The following is a 16,363-nucleotide window of genomic DNA, read 5'->3' as shown; positions in this document are numbered from 1 at the left end:
CAAGGAATGTCATACATGGGTAAATGTCTTTCCGTGATTCGGGGTGCGGTTCGCGGAAACGCCGGGGTTTTTAGCCGCGCCGCCGAAGCGACTGCCATGACGCAGACGGGTCTGACCGACTTCGGGGGGAACGACGCCGACGGCGCGGGCGACGCGCGGCCTGACGAGGAGGCCGCCATCGTCGCCGGCGACGCCGGCCAGCACGTCTCCGACGTCATCGACACGGACGAGGTGCGGTTTCCCGACCCGGACGGGACGGTCGAACTGGCCGTCACGCAGGTCGACTACACCATCGAGGGCGCGGGCCGCGACGAGTACCCGGTGATTCACATCTTCGGTCGGACGGCGGACGACGAGACCGAGCACGTCCGCGTGCTCGGGTTCCGACCGTACTTCTACGCGCCCACTGACAGCCTCGACGACGACGCGCTCGACAAGGACGTAATCACCGGCACCGAGGACGGGTTCGAGAGTATTCGCGGCGAGGAACTGACGAAGATTTTCGGCCGCACCCCCCGCGACGTCGGCCAGATTCGCGACGAGTTCGACCACTACGAGGCGGACATCCTCTTTCCGAACCGCCTGCTTATCGACAAGGACATCAAAAGCGGCGTCCGCGTCCCCGCGCGCCGCCTCGACGACGGCGACGGGACGATTCAGATTCCCCACCAGGAGGTCGCGCCCGCGGAGGTCGACGCGAACCTCCGGGTGAACACCTTCGACATCGAGGTCAACGACCGGAACGGCTTCCCCGAGGAGGGAGAAGAGCCGATTATCTGTCTGACCAGCCACGACTCCTACCGCGACGAGTACGTCGTCTGGCACGCCGTCGCCGAAGACGGCCTCGGCAAGCGCCCCGATTCGTTGCCGAACTACGACTTTCTCGGGGAGGACGCGGACGTGGAGGTCAGGACGTTCGACGAGGAGGCCGAGATGCTCGACGCCTTCCTTACCTACATCGAGGAGACCGACCCGGACATCCTCACCGGGTGGAACTTCGAGGACTTCGACGCGCCGTACTTCCTCGACCGGTTGGAGGAGGTCGACCCGACGACCGACCTGAACCTCGACTACAACCGCATGTCGCGGCTCGGCGAGGTCTGGCGCGGCGGCTGGGGCGGCCCGGACATCAAGGGCCGCGTCGTCTTCGACCTGCTGTACGCCTACAAGCGCACCCAGTTCACCGAACTCGAATCCTACCGCCTCGACGCGGTCGGCGAACTCGAACTCGACGCGGGCAAGGAGCGCTACTCGGGCGACATCGGCGACCTCTGGGAGGAAGACCCCGAGCGCCTGCTCGAATACAACCTCCGCGACGTGGAGCTGTGCGTCGAAATCGACCGGAAACAGGACATCATCGCCTTCTGGGACGAGGTGCGGACGTTCGTCGGCTGTAAGCTCGAAGACGCGCCGACGCCCGGCGACACCGTCGACATCTACGTGCTCCACAAGGTCCACGGCGAGTTCGCGCTCCCCTCGAAGGGCAAACAGGAGTCGGAGGACTACGAGGGCGGAGCCGTCTTCGACCCCATCACCGGCGTCAAGGAGAACGTCACGGTGCTCGACCTGAAGTCGCTGTACCCGATGTGCATGGTGACCATCAACGCGTCGCCGGAGACGAAGGTCGACCCCGAGAGCTACGACGGGGAGATGTTCCGAGCGCCCAACGGGACGCATTTCCAGCAGGAACCGGACGGCATGATTCGGGAGATGGTCGACGAACTCCTCACCGAGCGGGAGGACAAGAAGTCGCTGCGGAACTCCCACGACCCCGGCTCGTCGGAGTACGAGCAGTTCGACCGCCAGCAGGCCGCGGTGAAGGTCATCATGAACTCGCTGTACGGCGTGCTGGGCTGGGACCGCTTCCGCCTCTACGACAAGGAGATGGGCGCGGCGGTGACGGCGACCGGCCGGAAGGTCATCGAGTTCACGGAGCAGGCCGCGAACCAAATCGGCTACGACGTGGCCTACGGCGACAGCGTGACGGGAGATCGCCCGGTCGTCGCCAGAGACCCCGGTGGGACTGTTCGAATCCTTCCTATCGAGGACTTGTTTGCCCGCGGAACGACTGAATCTGAGGTGCTCATCGCTGCCGACGGGGACGTCGTCGCAAGTGCCACTCCCGGGAAGACTCGCCGAGCGCTCGACGGGTGGGACGCCCTCTCTGTGAACGAAGATGGAGAGGCGGAGTGGCAACCGATTGCGCAGGCGATTCGCCATAAAACGGACAAACCGGTGGTGAACCTCCAACACAAGTTCGGTGAGTCGACGACGACGAGAGACCACTCGTACGTCGTCCCCGGTGAAGACGGCCTCACAACTGTCTCTCCGGACGACGTGGCGGAGCCGTATCGCGTCTCCGGGGTGCCCGACGTCGAGCCTGTCGAGCGGGTCGACGTCTACGAGGTCCTTCGTGGGTACGAACGCGAGTACGAGGACGGACGGAGCGTCGGGAGCGATAATTCGATAACGAAGCGGAAACAAATCCACGCGGACGACGAGTATGTCTGGTTCGGCCACGAGCACCACCGAGACGTCGACTCGACCGTCAAAGTCAAACGATTCGTCGATATCGACAGTGAAGATGGTGCAGCACTCATTCGGCTCCTCGGTGCGTACGTCCCTGAAGGAAGCGCATCCACTGGCGAGACGGCGACGTCGAAATTCGGGGCAAGTATCGCTGAATCCGACCGTGAGTGGCTAGCCCAACTCCAGCGAGATTACTCTCGACTGTTCGAGAACACGACCGCCGGTATCATTACGAGCGACCGACGAGCGGAGCGAACCGCCGAGTATCAAACGGACACAGGCGGTGCGTCGGTCACGTACAATGACGAGACGCTGAAACTGCAGATGATGAACGAACTCGCTGCTGTGTTCTTCCGCGAGTTCGCAGGGCAGACGTCGCGTGGTAAACGGATTCCTTCATTCGTCTTCCACCTTCCTGAGGAGAAGCAAGACCTGTTCCTGACGTTGCTCGTCGAAGGCGACGGGTCCCGCGAATTCCCACGATACACCGAAGCGTACGCACAGCGGAACTTCGACTTCGAGACGACGAGCCGAGAACTTGCTGCCGGTCTCTCGATGTTGCTCACGCAACGGGGGCAAAAACACTCGCTCAAGTATCGCAACAGCAAAGACTCGTACACTATTCGGACGTGTGGCACCTACCGGAAAGGCCGAGACCCCGTGCTGACCGAAGTCGACCACGACGGCTATGTGTACGACCTGAGCGTCGAAGAAAACGAAAACTTCGTCGACGGTGTTGGAGGTATTGTCCTTCACAACACCGACAGCGTCATGCTCGAACTCGGCCCCGACGTGTCGAAACAGGAGGCCATCGAGCAGTCGTTCGACATCGAGGAGCACATCAACGCCGCCTACGACGACTTCGCGCGCGACGAACTGGGCGCGGACGACCACCGCTTCCAAATCGAGTTCGAGAAGCTCTACCGGCGGTTCTTCCAGGCGGGGAAAAAGAAGCGCTACGCCGGTCACATCGTCTGGAAGGAGGGCAAGGACGTCGACGACATCGATATCACGGGCTTCGAGTACAAGCGCTCGGACATCGCGCAGATAACCAAGGAGGTCCAGAAGAACGTCATCGACATGATCGTCCACGGCGAGGACACCGAGGTCATCAAGGACTACCTCCACGACATCATCACCGACTTCGAGTCGGGGAACCTGCCGCTCGAACAGGTCGGCATCCCCGGCGGCATCGGCAAGCGCCTCTCGGCGTACGAGACGCCAACCGCGCACGTCCGCGGGGCGCAGTACGCGAACGCCTTCCTCGGCACGAACTTCGGCCGCGGGTCGAAGCCGAAGCGGGTCTACCTCAAGAAGGTCCACCCGTCGTGGTTCCGCGAGATGGAGTCCGGCGGGTTCGACCCGCAGGTCGACGACCGCTACCGCGAGTTCAAGCGCGACCCCGACGTCATCTGCTTCGAGTACGCAGACCAGATTCCGGAAGAGTTCGAAGTCGACTGGGAGACGATGCTCACCAAGACGCTCGAAGGGCCCATCTCCCGCGTCATCGAGGCGCTCGGCATGTCGTGGGACGAGGTGAAAAGCGGGCAGGAACAGACCGGCCTCGGAAGTTTCATGTGAGCGGTCGCATCGGCGACTAATGAAACTATATTTGGTTACATAGGTGGACGGCTCGTAACGTTGTTCGGCTGTCCGAAACCCGGACGCCCGTCGCGAATCGGCGCAATTCTTTTTGGATTTGAAAACAAATTTTCTTTCTACAAAAGGTGGCGGGGGTGAATGCGCAAGCATTATGGGCGATACTCCCCACCGTTCGAGTACGAGGCAACGAACCAACGATGGCAACTCTCGAGATCAAGAACCTCCACGCACGAGTCGCGGAGGAAGACGGTGAGCAGATTCTGCGAGGTGTCGACCTGGAAGTCAAATCCGGCGAGATCCACGCGCTGATGGGTCCCAACGGGTCCGGCAAGTCTACGACTTCTAAAATCATCGCCGGGCACCCCGCCTACGAAGTAACCGACGGCGAAATCCTCCTTCACCTGGAGGACGACGACTTCGGCGACCTCGAAATCCCGGACGACGCCCGCACGTGGAACCTTCTGGAACTGGAGCCGAACGAGCGCGCCGCGCTCGGCATCTTCCTCGGCTTCCAGTACCCCGCGGAAATCGAGGGCGTCACCATGACGAACTTCCTCCGCACCGCGCTCAACGCGAAGATCGACGAGCGCGAGGAGCTCCTGTTCGGCGAGGACGACGACGAGGAAGAAGAGGAAGCCGGCTACGACACCTCCCCGATGGAGGGTAACGTCGATGACGGCGAAGTCGGCGTCGCCGAGTTCCAGAAGCTCCTCAAAGAGAAGATGGAGCTTCTCGACATGGACGAGAAGTTCATGCAACGCTACCTCAACGCCGGCTTCTCCGGCGGCGAGAAGAAACAAAACGAGGTCCTTCAGGCCGCGATTCTCGAACCGTCGATTGCGGTTCTCGACGAGATCGACTCCGGTCTCGACATCGACCGCCTGCAGGACGTCTCGAAGGGTATCAACGCGCTGCGCGACGAGCAGGGCACGGGTATCCTCCAGATCACTCACTACCAGCGTATCCTCGAATACGTCGAGCCGGACCACGTCCACATCATGCTGGACGGCAAGGTCGTCAAGAGCGGCGACGCCTCGCTCGCGTCCGAACTCGAAGACAAGGGCTACGACTGGGTCCGTGAGGAAGTGTACGAAGCCGCGTAATCCCCCAACATCATGAGTTCCGACCAAGACCACCTCAAAGAGACAGATACGGAAGCTCGCTTCGAGTTCAAGAAGGAGCAGAAGGCCGCGTTCGTGGCCGAGAAGGGTCTCACCGAAGAGACCATCCGCGTCATCTCGGAGGACAAAGACGAGCCCGAATGGATGCTTGAGCGCCGCCTTCGCGCGCTCAAGCAGTACCAGAAGATGCCGATGCCGACCGACTGGCCCGGCCAGCCGGACCTCTCCGAGGTCAACGTGGACGAAATCGTCCCGTACATCCGCCCGGACGTGGAAGTCCGCGGCGGCGTCGACGACTGGCGCGACCTGCCGGACGACATCAAGGACACCTTCGACAAGCTGGGCATCCCGGAAGCCGAGAAGAACGCCCTCTCGGGCGTCGGCGCCCAGTACGAGTCCGAAGTCGTCTACCAGAACATGCAGGAGCGCTGGGAGGAGAAAGGCGTCGTCTTCATGAACATGGACCAGGCGGTCCAGGAGCACGAAGACATCGTCAAGGAGTACTTCATGACGAAGTGCGTCCCCCCGAGCGACAACAAGTTCGCCGCGCTTCACGGCGCAATCTGGTCCGGCGGCTCGTTCGTCTACGTCCCCGAGGACGTGACGGTCGAGATGCCGGTGCAGGCGTACTTCCGCATGAACTCCGAGGGCATGGGCCAGTTCGAGCACACGCTCATCGTCGCGGAGAAGGGCTCCGAAGTCCACTACATCGAGGGCTGTTCGGCCCCGAAGTACTCCGCGTTCAACCTCCACTCCGGCGGCGTCGAAGTGTTCGTCGGCGAGGACGCCCACGTCCAGTACTCGACCGTCCAGAACTGGTCGAAGAACACCTACAACCTCAACACCAAGCGCGCCATCGTCGAGAAGGGCGGCCGCATGGAGTGGATTTCGGGCTCGATGGGCTCGAAGGCAACCATGCTCTACCCGGCCTCGATTCTGAAGGGCCGCGGCGCTTCCGACAACCACATCACCATCGCCTTCGCGGGCGAGGGTCAGAACATCGACACCGGCGCGAAGGTGTACCACAACGCCCCCGAGACGAAGTCGACCATCGAGTCGAAGTCCATCTCGAAGGACGGCGGCCGCACGAACTACCGCGGTCTCGTCCACATCGCCAACGGCGCGAAGAACTCCTCGACCGCGGTCGAGTGTGACGCGCTCATGTTCGACAACGAGTCCACCTCGGACACGATGCCGTACATGGAGATTAACGAGTCGCAGGTCGACGTCGCCCACGAGGCGACCGTCGGCAAGATCGGCGACGAGGACATCTTCTACCTCCAGTCGCGCGGTCTCGACGACGACGACGCGAAGCAGATGATCGTCTCCGGGTTCATCGAACCCATCACGGAGGAACTGCCCATCGAGTACGCGGTCGAACTCAACCGACTCGTCGAACTCGAAATGGAGGGTAGCCTCGGATAACCAATGAGCGCGCAACTTCCCGCAAACCTGTCCGCAGAGACGGTACGAGAGATTTCGGACGCACGGGACGAGCCGGAGTGGCTCCTTGAGGCCCGCCTCGAAGCGCTCGAAGCACTCGACGAGCTCGAACTGCCGGACGTCATCCAGACGCCCGGTCGCCGCTGGACGAACCTCGAAGCCCTCGACTTCGAGTCGCTCGTCGACCCGCTGAATCAGGCCGACGAGACGACCCGCGAGTCGCCCGAGGGCGTCGTCGTCCTCCCCTTCACGGAGGCGCTCGACGAGTACGGCGACCTCATCGAGGAGCGCTTCGGCTCGGTCGTCGACCCCGAGACGAACTACCTCACCGCCCTCTCGGCGGCGCTGTTCACGACGGGCACGTTCATCTACGCCCCCGAGGGCGTCGACGCCGAGGACGTGAAGATTCGCGCCGAGATGAACTCTCGGTCGCTGTTCAGCCACACGCTCGTCGTCACCGAGCAGTCCTCGTCGGTCACCATCCTGGAGGCCATCGAGTCCGGCGACAGCATCGACGACGCGCGGTACTTCTCGAACCTCGTCGAAATCGACGCGGGCGAGAACTCGTACGTCCAGTACGGCTCCCTGCAGAACCTCGACGAGGAGACGTACACGTACTCGCTCAAGCGCGCCGACGCCGACACCTACTCGACGGTCAACTGGATCGAGGGGAACCTCGGCTCGCGGCTCACCCGCAGCGACGTCGAGACCGAACTCAACGGCGAGGCGTCGGAGACGAAAATCGTCGGCGCGTTCTTCGGTCACGACGACCAGCACCTCGACGTCAACGCCCGCGTCTGGCACAAAGCCGAGAACACGACGGCCGACCTCGTGACCCGCGGCGTCCTCGACGACGAGGCGCGCTCGGTGTACGAGGGCGTTCAGGACGTCGGCCGCGACGCGTGGAGCACGAACTCCTACCAGCGCGAGAACACGCTGATGCTCTCGGACCAGTCCGAGGCCGACGCGTCGCCGAAGCTCATCATCAACAACCACGACACCGAGGCGTCCCACGCCGCCTCCGTCGGGCAGGTCGACGCCGAGGACCTCTTCTATATGGTCTCTCGGTCCGTTCCCGAAGAACAGGCCCGTAACATGCTCGTGGAGGGCTTCTTCGTGCCCGTCCTCGAAGAGATTGCAGTCGACGAGTTCCGCGACGACCTCGAAGAGCTCATCGCCGCGCGGCTGCGCTGAGACGCGCCCGATAGCTCGCTGCTTTATTCTCAGATTTTATATATCCTGTCTTCCGCAGGAGCGGCAGATAGTCGGAAAACAGTCGTTTCGGCGTGATACTCCCGGATGGCGGTCCGTCACGAAAATGTCTATCTACCAATGTTTTTGCTTGCGCTCGACGTATTCTCTCCCGTCCGGGGTGGAGTACAACCGTCCAACCGGAGGGAGTACAATGTCAAGCAACAACGACGGAGAGTCATTCCGATACGACGCCGAGGTTCGCCCCGGTGAGAAACGACACATCATGTACGAGGTGGGAGAGTCCTTCCTCGGTGACCCGATAGAGATTCCGGTCACAATCATCAACGGTGTGAACAAGGGACCGCGGGTGTTCGTGAGTGCGGCGATGCACGGTGACGAGGTCAACGGCGTAAAAGTCGTCCAGGAGGTGGCAGACCGCTACGATCCACAGGAACTGTCCGGAACTATCGTCTGCCTGCACGTCCTCAACGTGCCGGGCTACCGCGCGCACCTGCGGTACCTGCCCATCTACGACCGCGACCTGAACCGGTCGTTCCCCGGGTCCGAGAACGGAAACGAAGGAAAACGCATCGCCAAGGTCATCTACGACCGATTCGTCTCCAACTGCGACATCGGTGTGGACTTCCACACGTCGACGCGGAACAAAGTGACCATCTTCCACACGCGCGCGGACATGAGCGACCCCGCAGTGGCCGAGGTTGCGAACGCCTTCCTCTCGACTATCGTCCTCGACGGGGCCGGTGCCGAGGGGATGATGCGGCGTGTCGCGTCGGAAGACGGGATTCCAACCATCACCGTCGAGATGGGCGAGGCCCACCGGTATCAACCGGCGATGGTCGACCTCGCGCTCGAAAACTTGCACAACCTCTTTGCCTACTTCGGCCTGATAGACGAGGAGTTCGAGACCGAACCGGCGTGGCAACGCATCGTCGGGCCGAAAGAGAAGAAGTGGATTCGGTCGACTGCGGGCGGGTGGGTAGATATGGACTGGGGGCCGTACCCGATCGTCGAGGAGGGGAACTCCGTCTGTACCATCTCTGACCACTTCAAACGCGAAGAACACGTCGTCGAAGCACCCTTCACGGGACTCGTCATCGGGATGGCCGCGAACCCGATAACCGTCCCCGGGCAGATTATCGCGCACGTCGTCTCTATCGACGACGACGACCGGAAGGTCATCGAGCAAATCGTCGACGAACAAGGATACAGCAGAATTGGCACCTACCACTGGATGGGTCGCCGCACGACGCCGAACGAGGACGTAGAACGGGCCCGAAGAGGCTCGACGACTCCCGAGGAGTCCGAGACGGACGAGTCGGAACCCGAAAGGGGAACCGCTTAAGTTCGTAACAGACTCACCTCTGAGTATGACTCAGCTGGTATCGCACGCAAACGGAGGACGCCGCCGATGAGCGTCGGGTATCAGGTCACGTCGGACCACCAACTCGCTCGGCTGCTCCAAATCGGAATCGTCCTCGAAGAAGTCGTGGAGGCGCGCGCCTACCACCACTACGAAGAGCTCGACGACGAGGAACTCGACGAAGAGATTCGTGACCTCCTGTCGCACGCCGCCGAAGAGTCGGCCGACCACCGAAACCGACTCGAAGCGGTCATCGAGCGTTTAGACGTCGACAGCGTCCCCTTCGAGGAGATCGAGGCGCTGGTCGAGGCCCAGTACGGCCAGACGAAACCCGAGGACTTCGACGGCGTTCTCTACGACCAGCTCTGTAACGAGGAGACCGCGTATAAGTTCTACGACGACGTCATCGAGGCCATCGAGGCGAGCGAGGTACAGTTCTCTATCGACCGCGAGGAACTCGTCGCGACGCTGTCGTCGATTCGCGAGGAGGAGGCCGAGGGCGTAGAAGAAGTGACGCGAATCATGGAAGACCGCGAGTGAAACGATGAACACGGCAGACCAATACGTCAAGGCGATTTACCTGTTGCAGGAGATGGAGAACGGCCCGGCAGCCACGGGCGCGCTCGCGGACATGATGGAGGTGAGTCCGGCGAGTGCGAACGAGATGATCGGCAAGCTCGAATCCCGTGGCCTCGCCGAACACGAGAAGTACAAGGGCGTCACGCTCACGGACGACGGCATCGTCCGCGCCCGCGACGCGCTCCAGACCTACTGCATCATCGAGCGCTTCCTCTCGAACGTCCTCGACGTCGAGGAGTTCCGCGCGGAGGCCCGCGAGCTCGAACCCGTCATCGACGGGATGATCGCGGAGCGACTCGACACCATCATCGACCGCAACTCCGACTGTCCCGACTGTTTCGACCCCGAGACCGACGCCTGCGAGTATCTCGACGTGTGCGGCGCGGAACCCGAGACGGAGACGGAAGCCGCCGATTAGTCGCTGACGCGACCGACCGGAACCGAAGCGTTTTCATTTACCAGCGGACAACCGACGAGTGGACGACATCACCGAAGTCCCGTGGTGTAGTGGCCAATCATAGCGGCCTTTGGATTGGTACGGTTCAATGCGTGCCGAGAAGACAGCCGCTGACGGCGGTTCGAATCCGCCCGGGACTACTAATTCTGTGGCGAACCGAACGGTGAGCCACGAATTTGTCACGGAAGGCGATTCGACACCCAGAAGACGAGAGGATTCGAGTCTTCGTGGTTCGAATCCGCCCGGGACTACTCGACACTTCTCCGACGACCTACCGCGAAGAGCGTGGCGCTTCGCCGCCGAGCGATTTTTATCGGCACACAATGACAGTACACCAACGTGTCTCTCCTGCACCCGGTGTCGGCCGCTCGCCACCTCGCGTACTCCCTCCACTACGCGCTCGTCCGGGCGAACTACGAGCGACGGCTCGTCGCCACGAAGAAACACGTCGGGCGGACGAGTTTCAGGAGCTACGAACTGTACAACCGCCACGGCAACGACGTGCTCTTACAGGCGCTGTTGCTCGGTCTCGACGACGGCGACGTGGTCGTCGACGTGGGCGCGAACACGGGCACCTACACCCTCGCGGTCGCGGCCAGCGAGCCCTCGGCGCGGGTGGTCGCCGTCGAGCCGCATCCCGGGGTCGTCGACCAGTTGCGGGCGAACGTCGAGGTCAACGACTTCGACGACCGGGTGGACCTGCTCGACTGCGGCCTCGGTGAAGCCGACGAATCGCGGGCGTTCCACCTGTCGAGCTACGACGAACTGGGGTCGTTCTCGCGGGACCACGCGAGCGCGTGGGCGGCGCGGGTCGTCGACACGGCGTCGGTGTCGATGCGGCGGCTCGACTCGCTCGTCGATTCTGGGACGGTCCCGCCGCCGGACCACCTGAAAGTCGACGTCGAAGGGTTCGGGCTGAACGTGCTCCGAGGGGCGGAAGCGGTCCTCGGTGAGCACCGGCCGACGGTGTATTTCGAACTGCACGACGCCCGCGGGAGCCACGACGAGGCGGCGGCGAAGGCCCTGCTCCGCGAGGCGGGCTACGAACTGGTCCCGGTCCGCGAGGGCTGGGTCTGCGAGCCGCGGGCGCGGACAGACGCGACCCAGTCGGGGTAGTCGGTGGGGGGTCGGGCCGAATCGGTTATTCGAGGACGAAGTTCACGCGCTCGTGCGCCGAGCCTTGGGTCGTCCGGCCGGTGACGGAGACCGGGCCGACGTCGCCCGTCGACGCGGCGTGGGTCCCGGCGCAGGCGGTTCGGTCGAAGGGGTCGTCCGCGTCGCCGATTTCGACGATTCGGACCTCGCGAATCGAGTCCGGAAGCAGGTGCAGGCGGGTTCGCTCGGGGTCGAGCGTCGCCTCGGCCTCCTCGCGGTCGAGGCTGTACCACCGGACGGGGAGATCGGACGCGACGAGGTCGTTCAGGCGCGTCTCGATGGTCCGGAGGTCGTCGTCGTCGAAGCGGTCGTAGGCGCAGTCGAGGTGCGCGTGGTCGGCGTACAGTTGGTTGCCGGTCGTCTCGGCGTCGAACTCGTCGAGGAGGACCGCAGAGAGGAGATGCTGGGCCGTGTGGTAGCGGCTGTGTGCCCGCCGCCGCGCCGCGTCGACGCGTCCGAAGACGGCCGTTCCCGGCTCGGGGGCGTCGCCCGCGACGACGTGTTCGATTCGGTCGCGTTTCCGTACGTCCGTCACGTCCCACGTCTCGCCGTCGCCGCTCTCGCCGTCTCTCGATAGGGTGCCCGTGTCGTTCGGTTGGCCGCCGCCGGTCGGGTAGAAATAGGTCCGGTCGAGGACGACGCGGTCGCTTCCGCGGACCGTCTCGACGGTCGCCTCGAACTCGTGTGTTTCCGCGTCGTCGAGGTATCGTGCGTCGGTCACGGCGGAGACGATGCGGCCGGGTGAGTTAACTCTCGCCGATGTGCCACGGGTTCACACCACCGGCCACGAGACCCGGTCTGTTCGCCCGAGAGCACGGTTCCCGCGACTCAGGGTGTCGTAACGCCTAAGAGTGGAACGACCCTCATTCCGTGTAATGAGAATACGCACGTGCCAACACCGACGGAGGTTCTGCCGTGGGCGTTGAAATCAAAGAGTCGGCGGTCTCCGACGCCGAGTTCGAGGACATGAAGCGCTTCGTCTCGGACTATCTCTCTGCGAGCGTCGAAAACGAAGACGACGGCGGGCGGATGCGCTGGTACCCGTGGCACTCCGCGGAGTACCGGTTCAACCACATCCTCAACGTCGTCGACCTCGCGACGCGCATCGCCGACCGCGAGGGCGCGGACGTGAACGTCGTCCGCGTGGCCGCCCTCTTTCACGACATCTCGAAGCTCGAAGCCGACCAGGACGTCCACGCCGAGGAGGGGGCTCGCGTCGCCCGCGAGTTCCTCAGCAGCCACGGCGACTACCCCGAGTCGTTCGTCGACCAGGTGTGTCAGGTCGTCTCCGACCACTCGTATCAGGGGTCGCTGACGGACGTGTCGCTGGAGACGCGCTGTCTCATCGAGGCGGATATCCTCGACAAAATCGGCGCGAACGGCACCGCGTTGATGCTCCTTCGGATGGGCTACGAGGCGCGGACCCACATGGACGCCGCCGAGATGGTCGAGCGCGTCTTCGAACGCGGCCGCGACGCCTCCGCGCGACTCGAAACCGACACGGCCCAGAGCTTCGCACACCAGCGGCTCAAGCGCGTCAAGTGGTTCCGCGAGTGGCTCGAAGAGGAGGTCCCCGAGATGGACCACGACGGACAGTTCAGCGGCTGAGTTCGTCTGGTTCGCCGCCTCGCCGCCTCGGTTCTTCGAGCGAGTCTCCCCGCCTCAGAGCGTGTCGAGAATCGAAAGCACGCGTTCTTCGGCGTCGCGACCGGGGTCGTGTTCGGAGCCGTCGCGGTCGCTCTCGCGGTGGTCGGCGACCGACCGGCGCATCGCCTCCTCGACGGGAGTGGACCCCCAGCCGAGGCTGGCGAGTTTGTCCGTCGAGAGGACGTGCGGGTAGTCGCGGTAGAGGATGAAGTCGTCCATCGAGAGGTCGGCCGCGGCGAGTTCGCGCTCGCCCGCGTGGACGACCTCGACGTCGGTGCCCGCGGCGTCGGCGATGACCTCGACCATCTCTTCGAGCGTGACGAGTCGTCTGTCGCCGACGTTGTAGGCCTCGCCCGCCTCGCCCTCCTCGGCGACGATTCGCATCGCGCTCGCCACGTCCTCGACGTAGGCGCGGTGCCAGACGTTCGTCCCGTCGCCGGGGACGACGACCCGGTCGTAGTTCAGCACGCGGTCGATCCAGTAGTCGAGGCGCTCAGTGTAGTCCTCGGGTCCGTAGACGATACACGGGCGGACGGACATCGCGTTGATGCCCCGCGAGGCCGCCTCGAAGACGACGCGGTCGCCCTCGGCCTTCCGCGGGCCGTAGCTCGCGCCCGAGTCGTCTGCCGCCTGCTCGTCGGTGCAGTCGCAAAGCGGCGTCTCGTTTTCGCGCTTCGGGATGACCTCGCTTCCGTAGGCCGCGCCGCTTGAGATGTAGACGTACGCGTCCACGTCGGCGAAGATATCGACCGCCGAAGCGACCTCGGCGGGCTTGTACGCCACGCAGTCGAACACCGCGTCTGGTTCGACGGTCAGTTTCGCGGTTCGGAGCGCCTCGTCGTCCGTTCGGTCGCCCTGGACGTGCTGGACGCGCGGGTCGTCCTCGAAGGGGTTGTCGTGGTTCCCGCGGTTGAAGATGGTCACCGCGTAGCCGCTGTCGAGGAGTTCCGAGACGAGGTGGCGGCCGATGAACCGCGTGCCGCCGATGACGAGTGCGTTGTCCATGTCCCGGTCGAGGGTGCGCGCGGTGAAAAACGTGCGAGAATCGGTGGCGGGTGCCGGGAACCCGCTTCGACCGCGTGGGTTTCACTCCACCCGTTCGAGTACCACGCCGTCTTCGAAGCCGCCGCGCTCTGCGGCCTTCTCTCGTGCCGCCGTCTCGACAGTCTCCCAGTCCTCGTCGCGTCGGGCGAGTATCGCGTCGACGACGGCGAACACGTCTGCGAGTTCTTCGACGGTCCCGGATTCGGCGAACTCCTCGGCCTCTTCGACCAGTTTCTCGCGCAGTCGCCGGTCGAACTCCTCGTCGTCGGCGACGTGGACGACCGGCGTCTCACCCGACTCGCGGATGATTCGAGGGACGTCGTCGCGGACGAGTTTGTCGTACTCGCGGGTCATACTGTCGAGTTCGGGCGCTCGGTGAAAAAAGGGGCGTCGGGGAGGGGTCGAAGGCTGGGTCCGCTATCCGTCGGTAGAGAGACTGACGGTGTCGGTGCTCTGGTTCCCGTCCGGCCCGGTGACGCGGAGCGTCACGTCGAGCGTCCCACAGAAGTCGAGCGTAATCTCGGTCGTCGAACCGCGCTCTCGGAACGACGCGCCCTCGCCGAACTGCCACTCGTAGGTCTCGACTTCGCCCGTCGAGGCAGTCCCGTCGAGGCCGACGGTGGTTCCGGAGTCGAGGTCCGCGGTCTCGGCGTCTTCGGGGTCGGTGACGATGCGGGCAACGGGTGCGTCCGAGGAGCGCGGGAGGTTCCTCGAATCGGGTGCCTCCGGACTCCCTTCGAGGGCGAACACCCCGGCTTGCTCGGTGGACTCCTCTTCCAGATAGCCCGTGAGGACTCGCCCGCCCGCGAGCGCCGGCGTCGATGCCTTTCGGGACGGTGCGCCCTGCTCGTGTCGAACCAGATAGGCCCACTGCTGGGACCCGTCTTCGGTCGAGAGCGCGTGTACCGTGGGGTGTCGTCGTTCGCGTTCGAGGTCACCGATAGCCTTGGGGATGGCGCTCCCGCCGAGGTAGACGGTGTCGCCGGCGACGCTCGGGTCGCCGTGGAGTTCCGTCGAGGTGTCGTGCGTCCACAGCATGTCTCCGGTGTCGGCGTCGAGCGCGTAGACCGTCGAGAGGACGCCCTCTTCGGCCACCGAGTCCACGTCGAGCGCGGTGGTGACGTAGACGGTGCCGTCGGCGACGGCCGGCGCGCTGATGAACCGCGCCGACTCCTCGCCTTCGGGCGTGAGTCTCGTCTCCCACTCGACGCTCCCGTCCTCGTCGCTGTGTGCGACGACTCGGTTTATCTCGTCCGTTCGGAACCGGTTCCCGGAGGAACGGTAGATACGACCGTTTTTGTGGGCCGAGTCGACGAAGCTCACACCGTCTTCCACCACCGCCGTCCACCGTCTGCTCCCGTCGTTCGCGTTCCACGCGACGAGTTCGTTCTTCTCGTCGGTGTACGTCGCCATCCCGTAGAGGGTCTCGTCGTCGCCGATGTAGGGGTAGGACCGGTACGACGCGTCGGAGCGCCACACGACTTCGCCGCTCTCGGGGTCGAGTTCCGCGATGACCGACTCCTGCTGGTCCGGGTCTGCGCTGGCGTTTGTCAGGTGTTGGACGTAGAGGGAGCCGTCGGCGACGAGCGGCGTCCCGAGCCACTTGGCGTCCGGACTCGCGTAGTCAGTTGGTGTCTTCTGCCAATTAATTTCGCCGGTATCCAGGTCGAGCGCGTGGAGTCCACCGTACTTGACGTCCGAATCGGTGTACCCTGCCTCGCTCGTCACGAAGAGCGTCCCTTCTGCCACGGCTGGCGTGTCGGTCACACGGCCGATTCCGGGTTCTGATGCCCCGTACTCCGGGGCGATGTATCTCCAACGCTCTTCGCCCGTGTCGGCCTCGTAGGCGACGACGCCCCCGCGGAACGTGCTGTCGTTGGTGTAGAACGTCTGGAAGACGGCCCCGTCGTCGACGAGTACCTCGTTCGCGCTGGTCTTATGCCACGTTCCGTCGAGCCACGACAGGTCTGCGTACTCGTCGTCGGGTGCAGATTCGGGAGCGACTGCGCCGGTTCGCCCCGGTTCGGCACGAGACTGCGACCAATCCTCGGTCGTGACCGTGTCCGATTCTGCCGTCGAGTGACTGTCCGCGAGCGACGTGCCGGCGACGCCGGATGCCGCGAGGGCACCGAGCGTGGCGAGGAGCGTCCGCCGCGAGTGGTCTCCGAACATATCCACGCCGACATGGCCCCGGACGGCACATCATTATCT

At 63.9% G+C, this 16,363-nt stretch carries 13 protein-coding genes and 1 tRNA gene; 10 read left to right on the top strand and 4 right to left on the bottom strand.

Annotation, left to right across the window (positions count from 1 at the left end; genetic code table 11):
* Positions 1-96 precede the first annotated feature (96 nt).
* From BN996_RS10525 to BN996_RS10485, 9 genes are all read left to right on the top strand, one after another.
* Positions 97-4,110 carry a DNA polymerase domain-containing protein gene (locus BN996_RS10525; RefSeq protein ID WP_089778831.1) on the top strand — a complete coding sequence of 1,338 codons (4,014 nt, stop codon included), beginning with the start codon at positions 97-99 and terminating at the stop codon, positions 4,108-4,110.
* 218 nt (positions 4,111-4,328) lie between these two features.
* Positions 4,329-5,234 (top strand): ABC transporter ATP-binding protein, encoded by a 906-nt coding sequence (locus BN996_RS10520; protein ID WP_089778830.1) that lies wholly within the window; start codon positions 4,329-4,331, stop codon positions 5,232-5,234.
* A 12-nt stretch (positions 5,235-5,246) separates the two neighbouring features.
* On the top strand, positions 5,247-6,677 hold the full coding sequence (gene sufB, locus BN996_RS10515; RefSeq protein ID WP_007275079.1) for a Fe-S cluster assembly protein SufB: 1,431 nt from the start codon (positions 5,247-5,249) through the stop codon (positions 6,675-6,677).
* A gap of 3 nt (positions 6,678-6,680) precedes the next feature.
* The gene (sufD, locus tag BN996_RS10510) at positions 6,681-7,889 is read left to right on the top strand and encodes a Fe-S cluster assembly protein SufD (protein WP_089778828.1); all 1,209 of its coding nucleotides are present in this window, start codon (positions 6,681-6,683) and stop codon (positions 7,887-7,889) included.
* 211 nt (positions 7,890-8,100) lie between these two features.
* Positions 8,101-9,252, top strand: a complete 1,152-nt coding sequence (locus BN996_RS10505) for a succinylglutamate desuccinylase/aspartoacylase family protein (protein WP_082256368.1) — start codon at positions 8,101-8,103, stop codon at positions 9,250-9,252.
* A gap of 66 nt (positions 9,253-9,318) precedes the next feature.
* A complete protein-coding gene (locus BN996_RS10500) occupies positions 9,319-9,810 on the top strand; it encodes a rubrerythrin (protein WP_042663528.1) in 492 nt (163 codons plus the stop codon).
* 4 nt (positions 9,811-9,814) lie between these two features.
* Entirely contained in the window at positions 9,815-10,267 is a 453-nt protein-coding gene (locus tag BN996_RS10495) for a metal-dependent transcriptional regulator (RefSeq protein ID WP_089778826.1), read from the top strand.
* Between the two features lie 75 nt (positions 10,268-10,342).
* A tRNA-Gln gene (locus BN996_RS10490) sits at positions 10,343-10,446 on the top strand.
* Positions 10,447-10,663: 217 nt separating this feature from the next.
* The gene (locus BN996_RS10485; protein WP_089779914.1) at positions 10,664-11,422 is read left to right on the top strand and encodes an FkbM family methyltransferase; all 759 of its coding nucleotides are present in this window, start codon (positions 10,664-10,666) and stop codon (positions 11,420-11,422) included.
* Positions 11,423-11,447: 25 nt separating this feature from the next.
* On the opposite strand, the gene BN996_RS10480 is transcribed toward BN996_RS10485, so the two are convergent.
* Positions 11,448-12,182 carry an alanyl-tRNA editing protein gene (locus tag BN996_RS10480; protein WP_089778824.1) on the bottom strand — a complete coding sequence of 245 codons (735 nt, stop codon included), beginning with the start codon at positions 12,180-12,182 and terminating at the stop codon, positions 11,448-11,450.
* 194 nt (positions 12,183-12,376) lie between these two features.
* Here BN996_RS10480 and BN996_RS10475 point away from each other — a divergent pair, with 194 nt between their 5' ends.
* Entirely contained in the window at positions 12,377-13,069 is a 693-nt protein-coding gene (locus tag BN996_RS10475; protein ID WP_089778822.1) for an HD domain-containing protein, read from the top strand.
* A gap of 54 nt (positions 13,070-13,123) precedes the next feature.
* On the opposite strand, the gene BN996_RS10470 is transcribed toward BN996_RS10475, so the two are convergent.
* The 3 genes from BN996_RS10470 to BN996_RS10460 all read right to left on the bottom strand — a co-directional run bounded on the left by BN996_RS10470 (position 13,124) and on the right by BN996_RS10460 (position 16,324).
* Positions 13,124-14,113: an NAD-dependent epimerase/dehydratase family protein gene (locus BN996_RS10470; protein ID WP_089778820.1), complete on the bottom strand. Its 990-nt coding sequence runs from the start codon at positions 14,111-14,113 to the stop codon at positions 13,124-13,126.
* Between the two features lie 81 nt (positions 14,114-14,194).
* Positions 14,195-14,506, bottom strand: coding sequence for a nucleoside triphosphate pyrophosphohydrolase (locus tag BN996_RS10465; protein WP_089778818.1), 312 nt, complete (start codon positions 14,504-14,506; stop codon positions 14,195-14,197).
* A 63-nt stretch (positions 14,507-14,569) separates the two neighbouring features.
* Positions 14,570-16,324, bottom strand: a complete 1,755-nt coding sequence (locus BN996_RS10460) for an outer membrane protein assembly factor BamB family protein (protein WP_089778816.1) — start codon at positions 16,322-16,324, stop codon at positions 14,570-14,572.
* Positions 16,325-16,363 lie beyond the last annotated feature (39 nt).

Origin of the sequence: Haloferax massiliensis (assembly GCF_001368915.1) — an archaeon.
In the GTDB taxonomy this organism is placed as follows: domain Archaea; phylum Halobacteriota; class Halobacteria; order Halobacteriales; family Haloferacaceae; genus Haloferax; species Haloferax massiliensis.
Note: the sequence above shows the minus strand (reverse complement) of the source record. Positions and strands in the feature narration are given on the sequence as shown.

Excerpts from the sequence above, each read along its gene's own strand:
- BN996_RS10525 (WP_089778831.1), top strand. The coding sequence starts at position 97 with ATGACGCAGACGGGTCTGACCGACTTCGGGGGGAACGACGCCGACGGC.
- BN996_RS10520 (WP_089778830.1), top strand. The coding sequence starts at position 4,329 with ATGGCAACTCTCGAGATCAAGAACCTCCACGCACGAGTCGCGGAGGAA.
- sufB (WP_007275079.1), top strand. The coding sequence starts at position 5,247 with ATGAGTTCCGACCAAGACCACCTCAAAGAGACAGATACGGAAGCTCGC.
- sufD (WP_089778828.1), top strand. The coding sequence starts at position 6,681 with ATGAGCGCGCAACTTCCCGCAAACCTGTCCGCAGAGACGGTACGAGAG.
- BN996_RS10505 (WP_082256368.1), top strand. The coding sequence starts at position 8,101 with ATGTCAAGCAACAACGACGGAGAGTCATTCCGATACGACGCCGAGGTT.
- BN996_RS10500 (WP_042663528.1), top strand. The coding sequence starts at position 9,319 with ATGAGCGTCGGGTATCAGGTCACGTCGGACCACCAACTCGCTCGGCTG.
- BN996_RS10495 (WP_089778826.1), top strand. The coding sequence starts at position 9,815 with ATGAACACGGCAGACCAATACGTCAAGGCGATTTACCTGTTGCAGGAG.
- BN996_RS10470 (WP_089778820.1), bottom strand. The coding sequence starts at position 14,113 with ATGGACAACGCACTCGTCATCGGCGGCACGCGGTTCATCGGCCGCCAC.
- BN996_RS10465 (WP_089778818.1), bottom strand. The coding sequence starts at position 14,506 with ATGACCCGCGAGTACGACAAACTCGTCCGCGACGACGTCCCTCGAATC.
- BN996_RS10460 (WP_089778816.1), bottom strand. The coding sequence starts at position 16,324 with ATGTTCGGAGACCACTCGCGGCGGACGCTCCTCGCCACGCTCGGTGCC.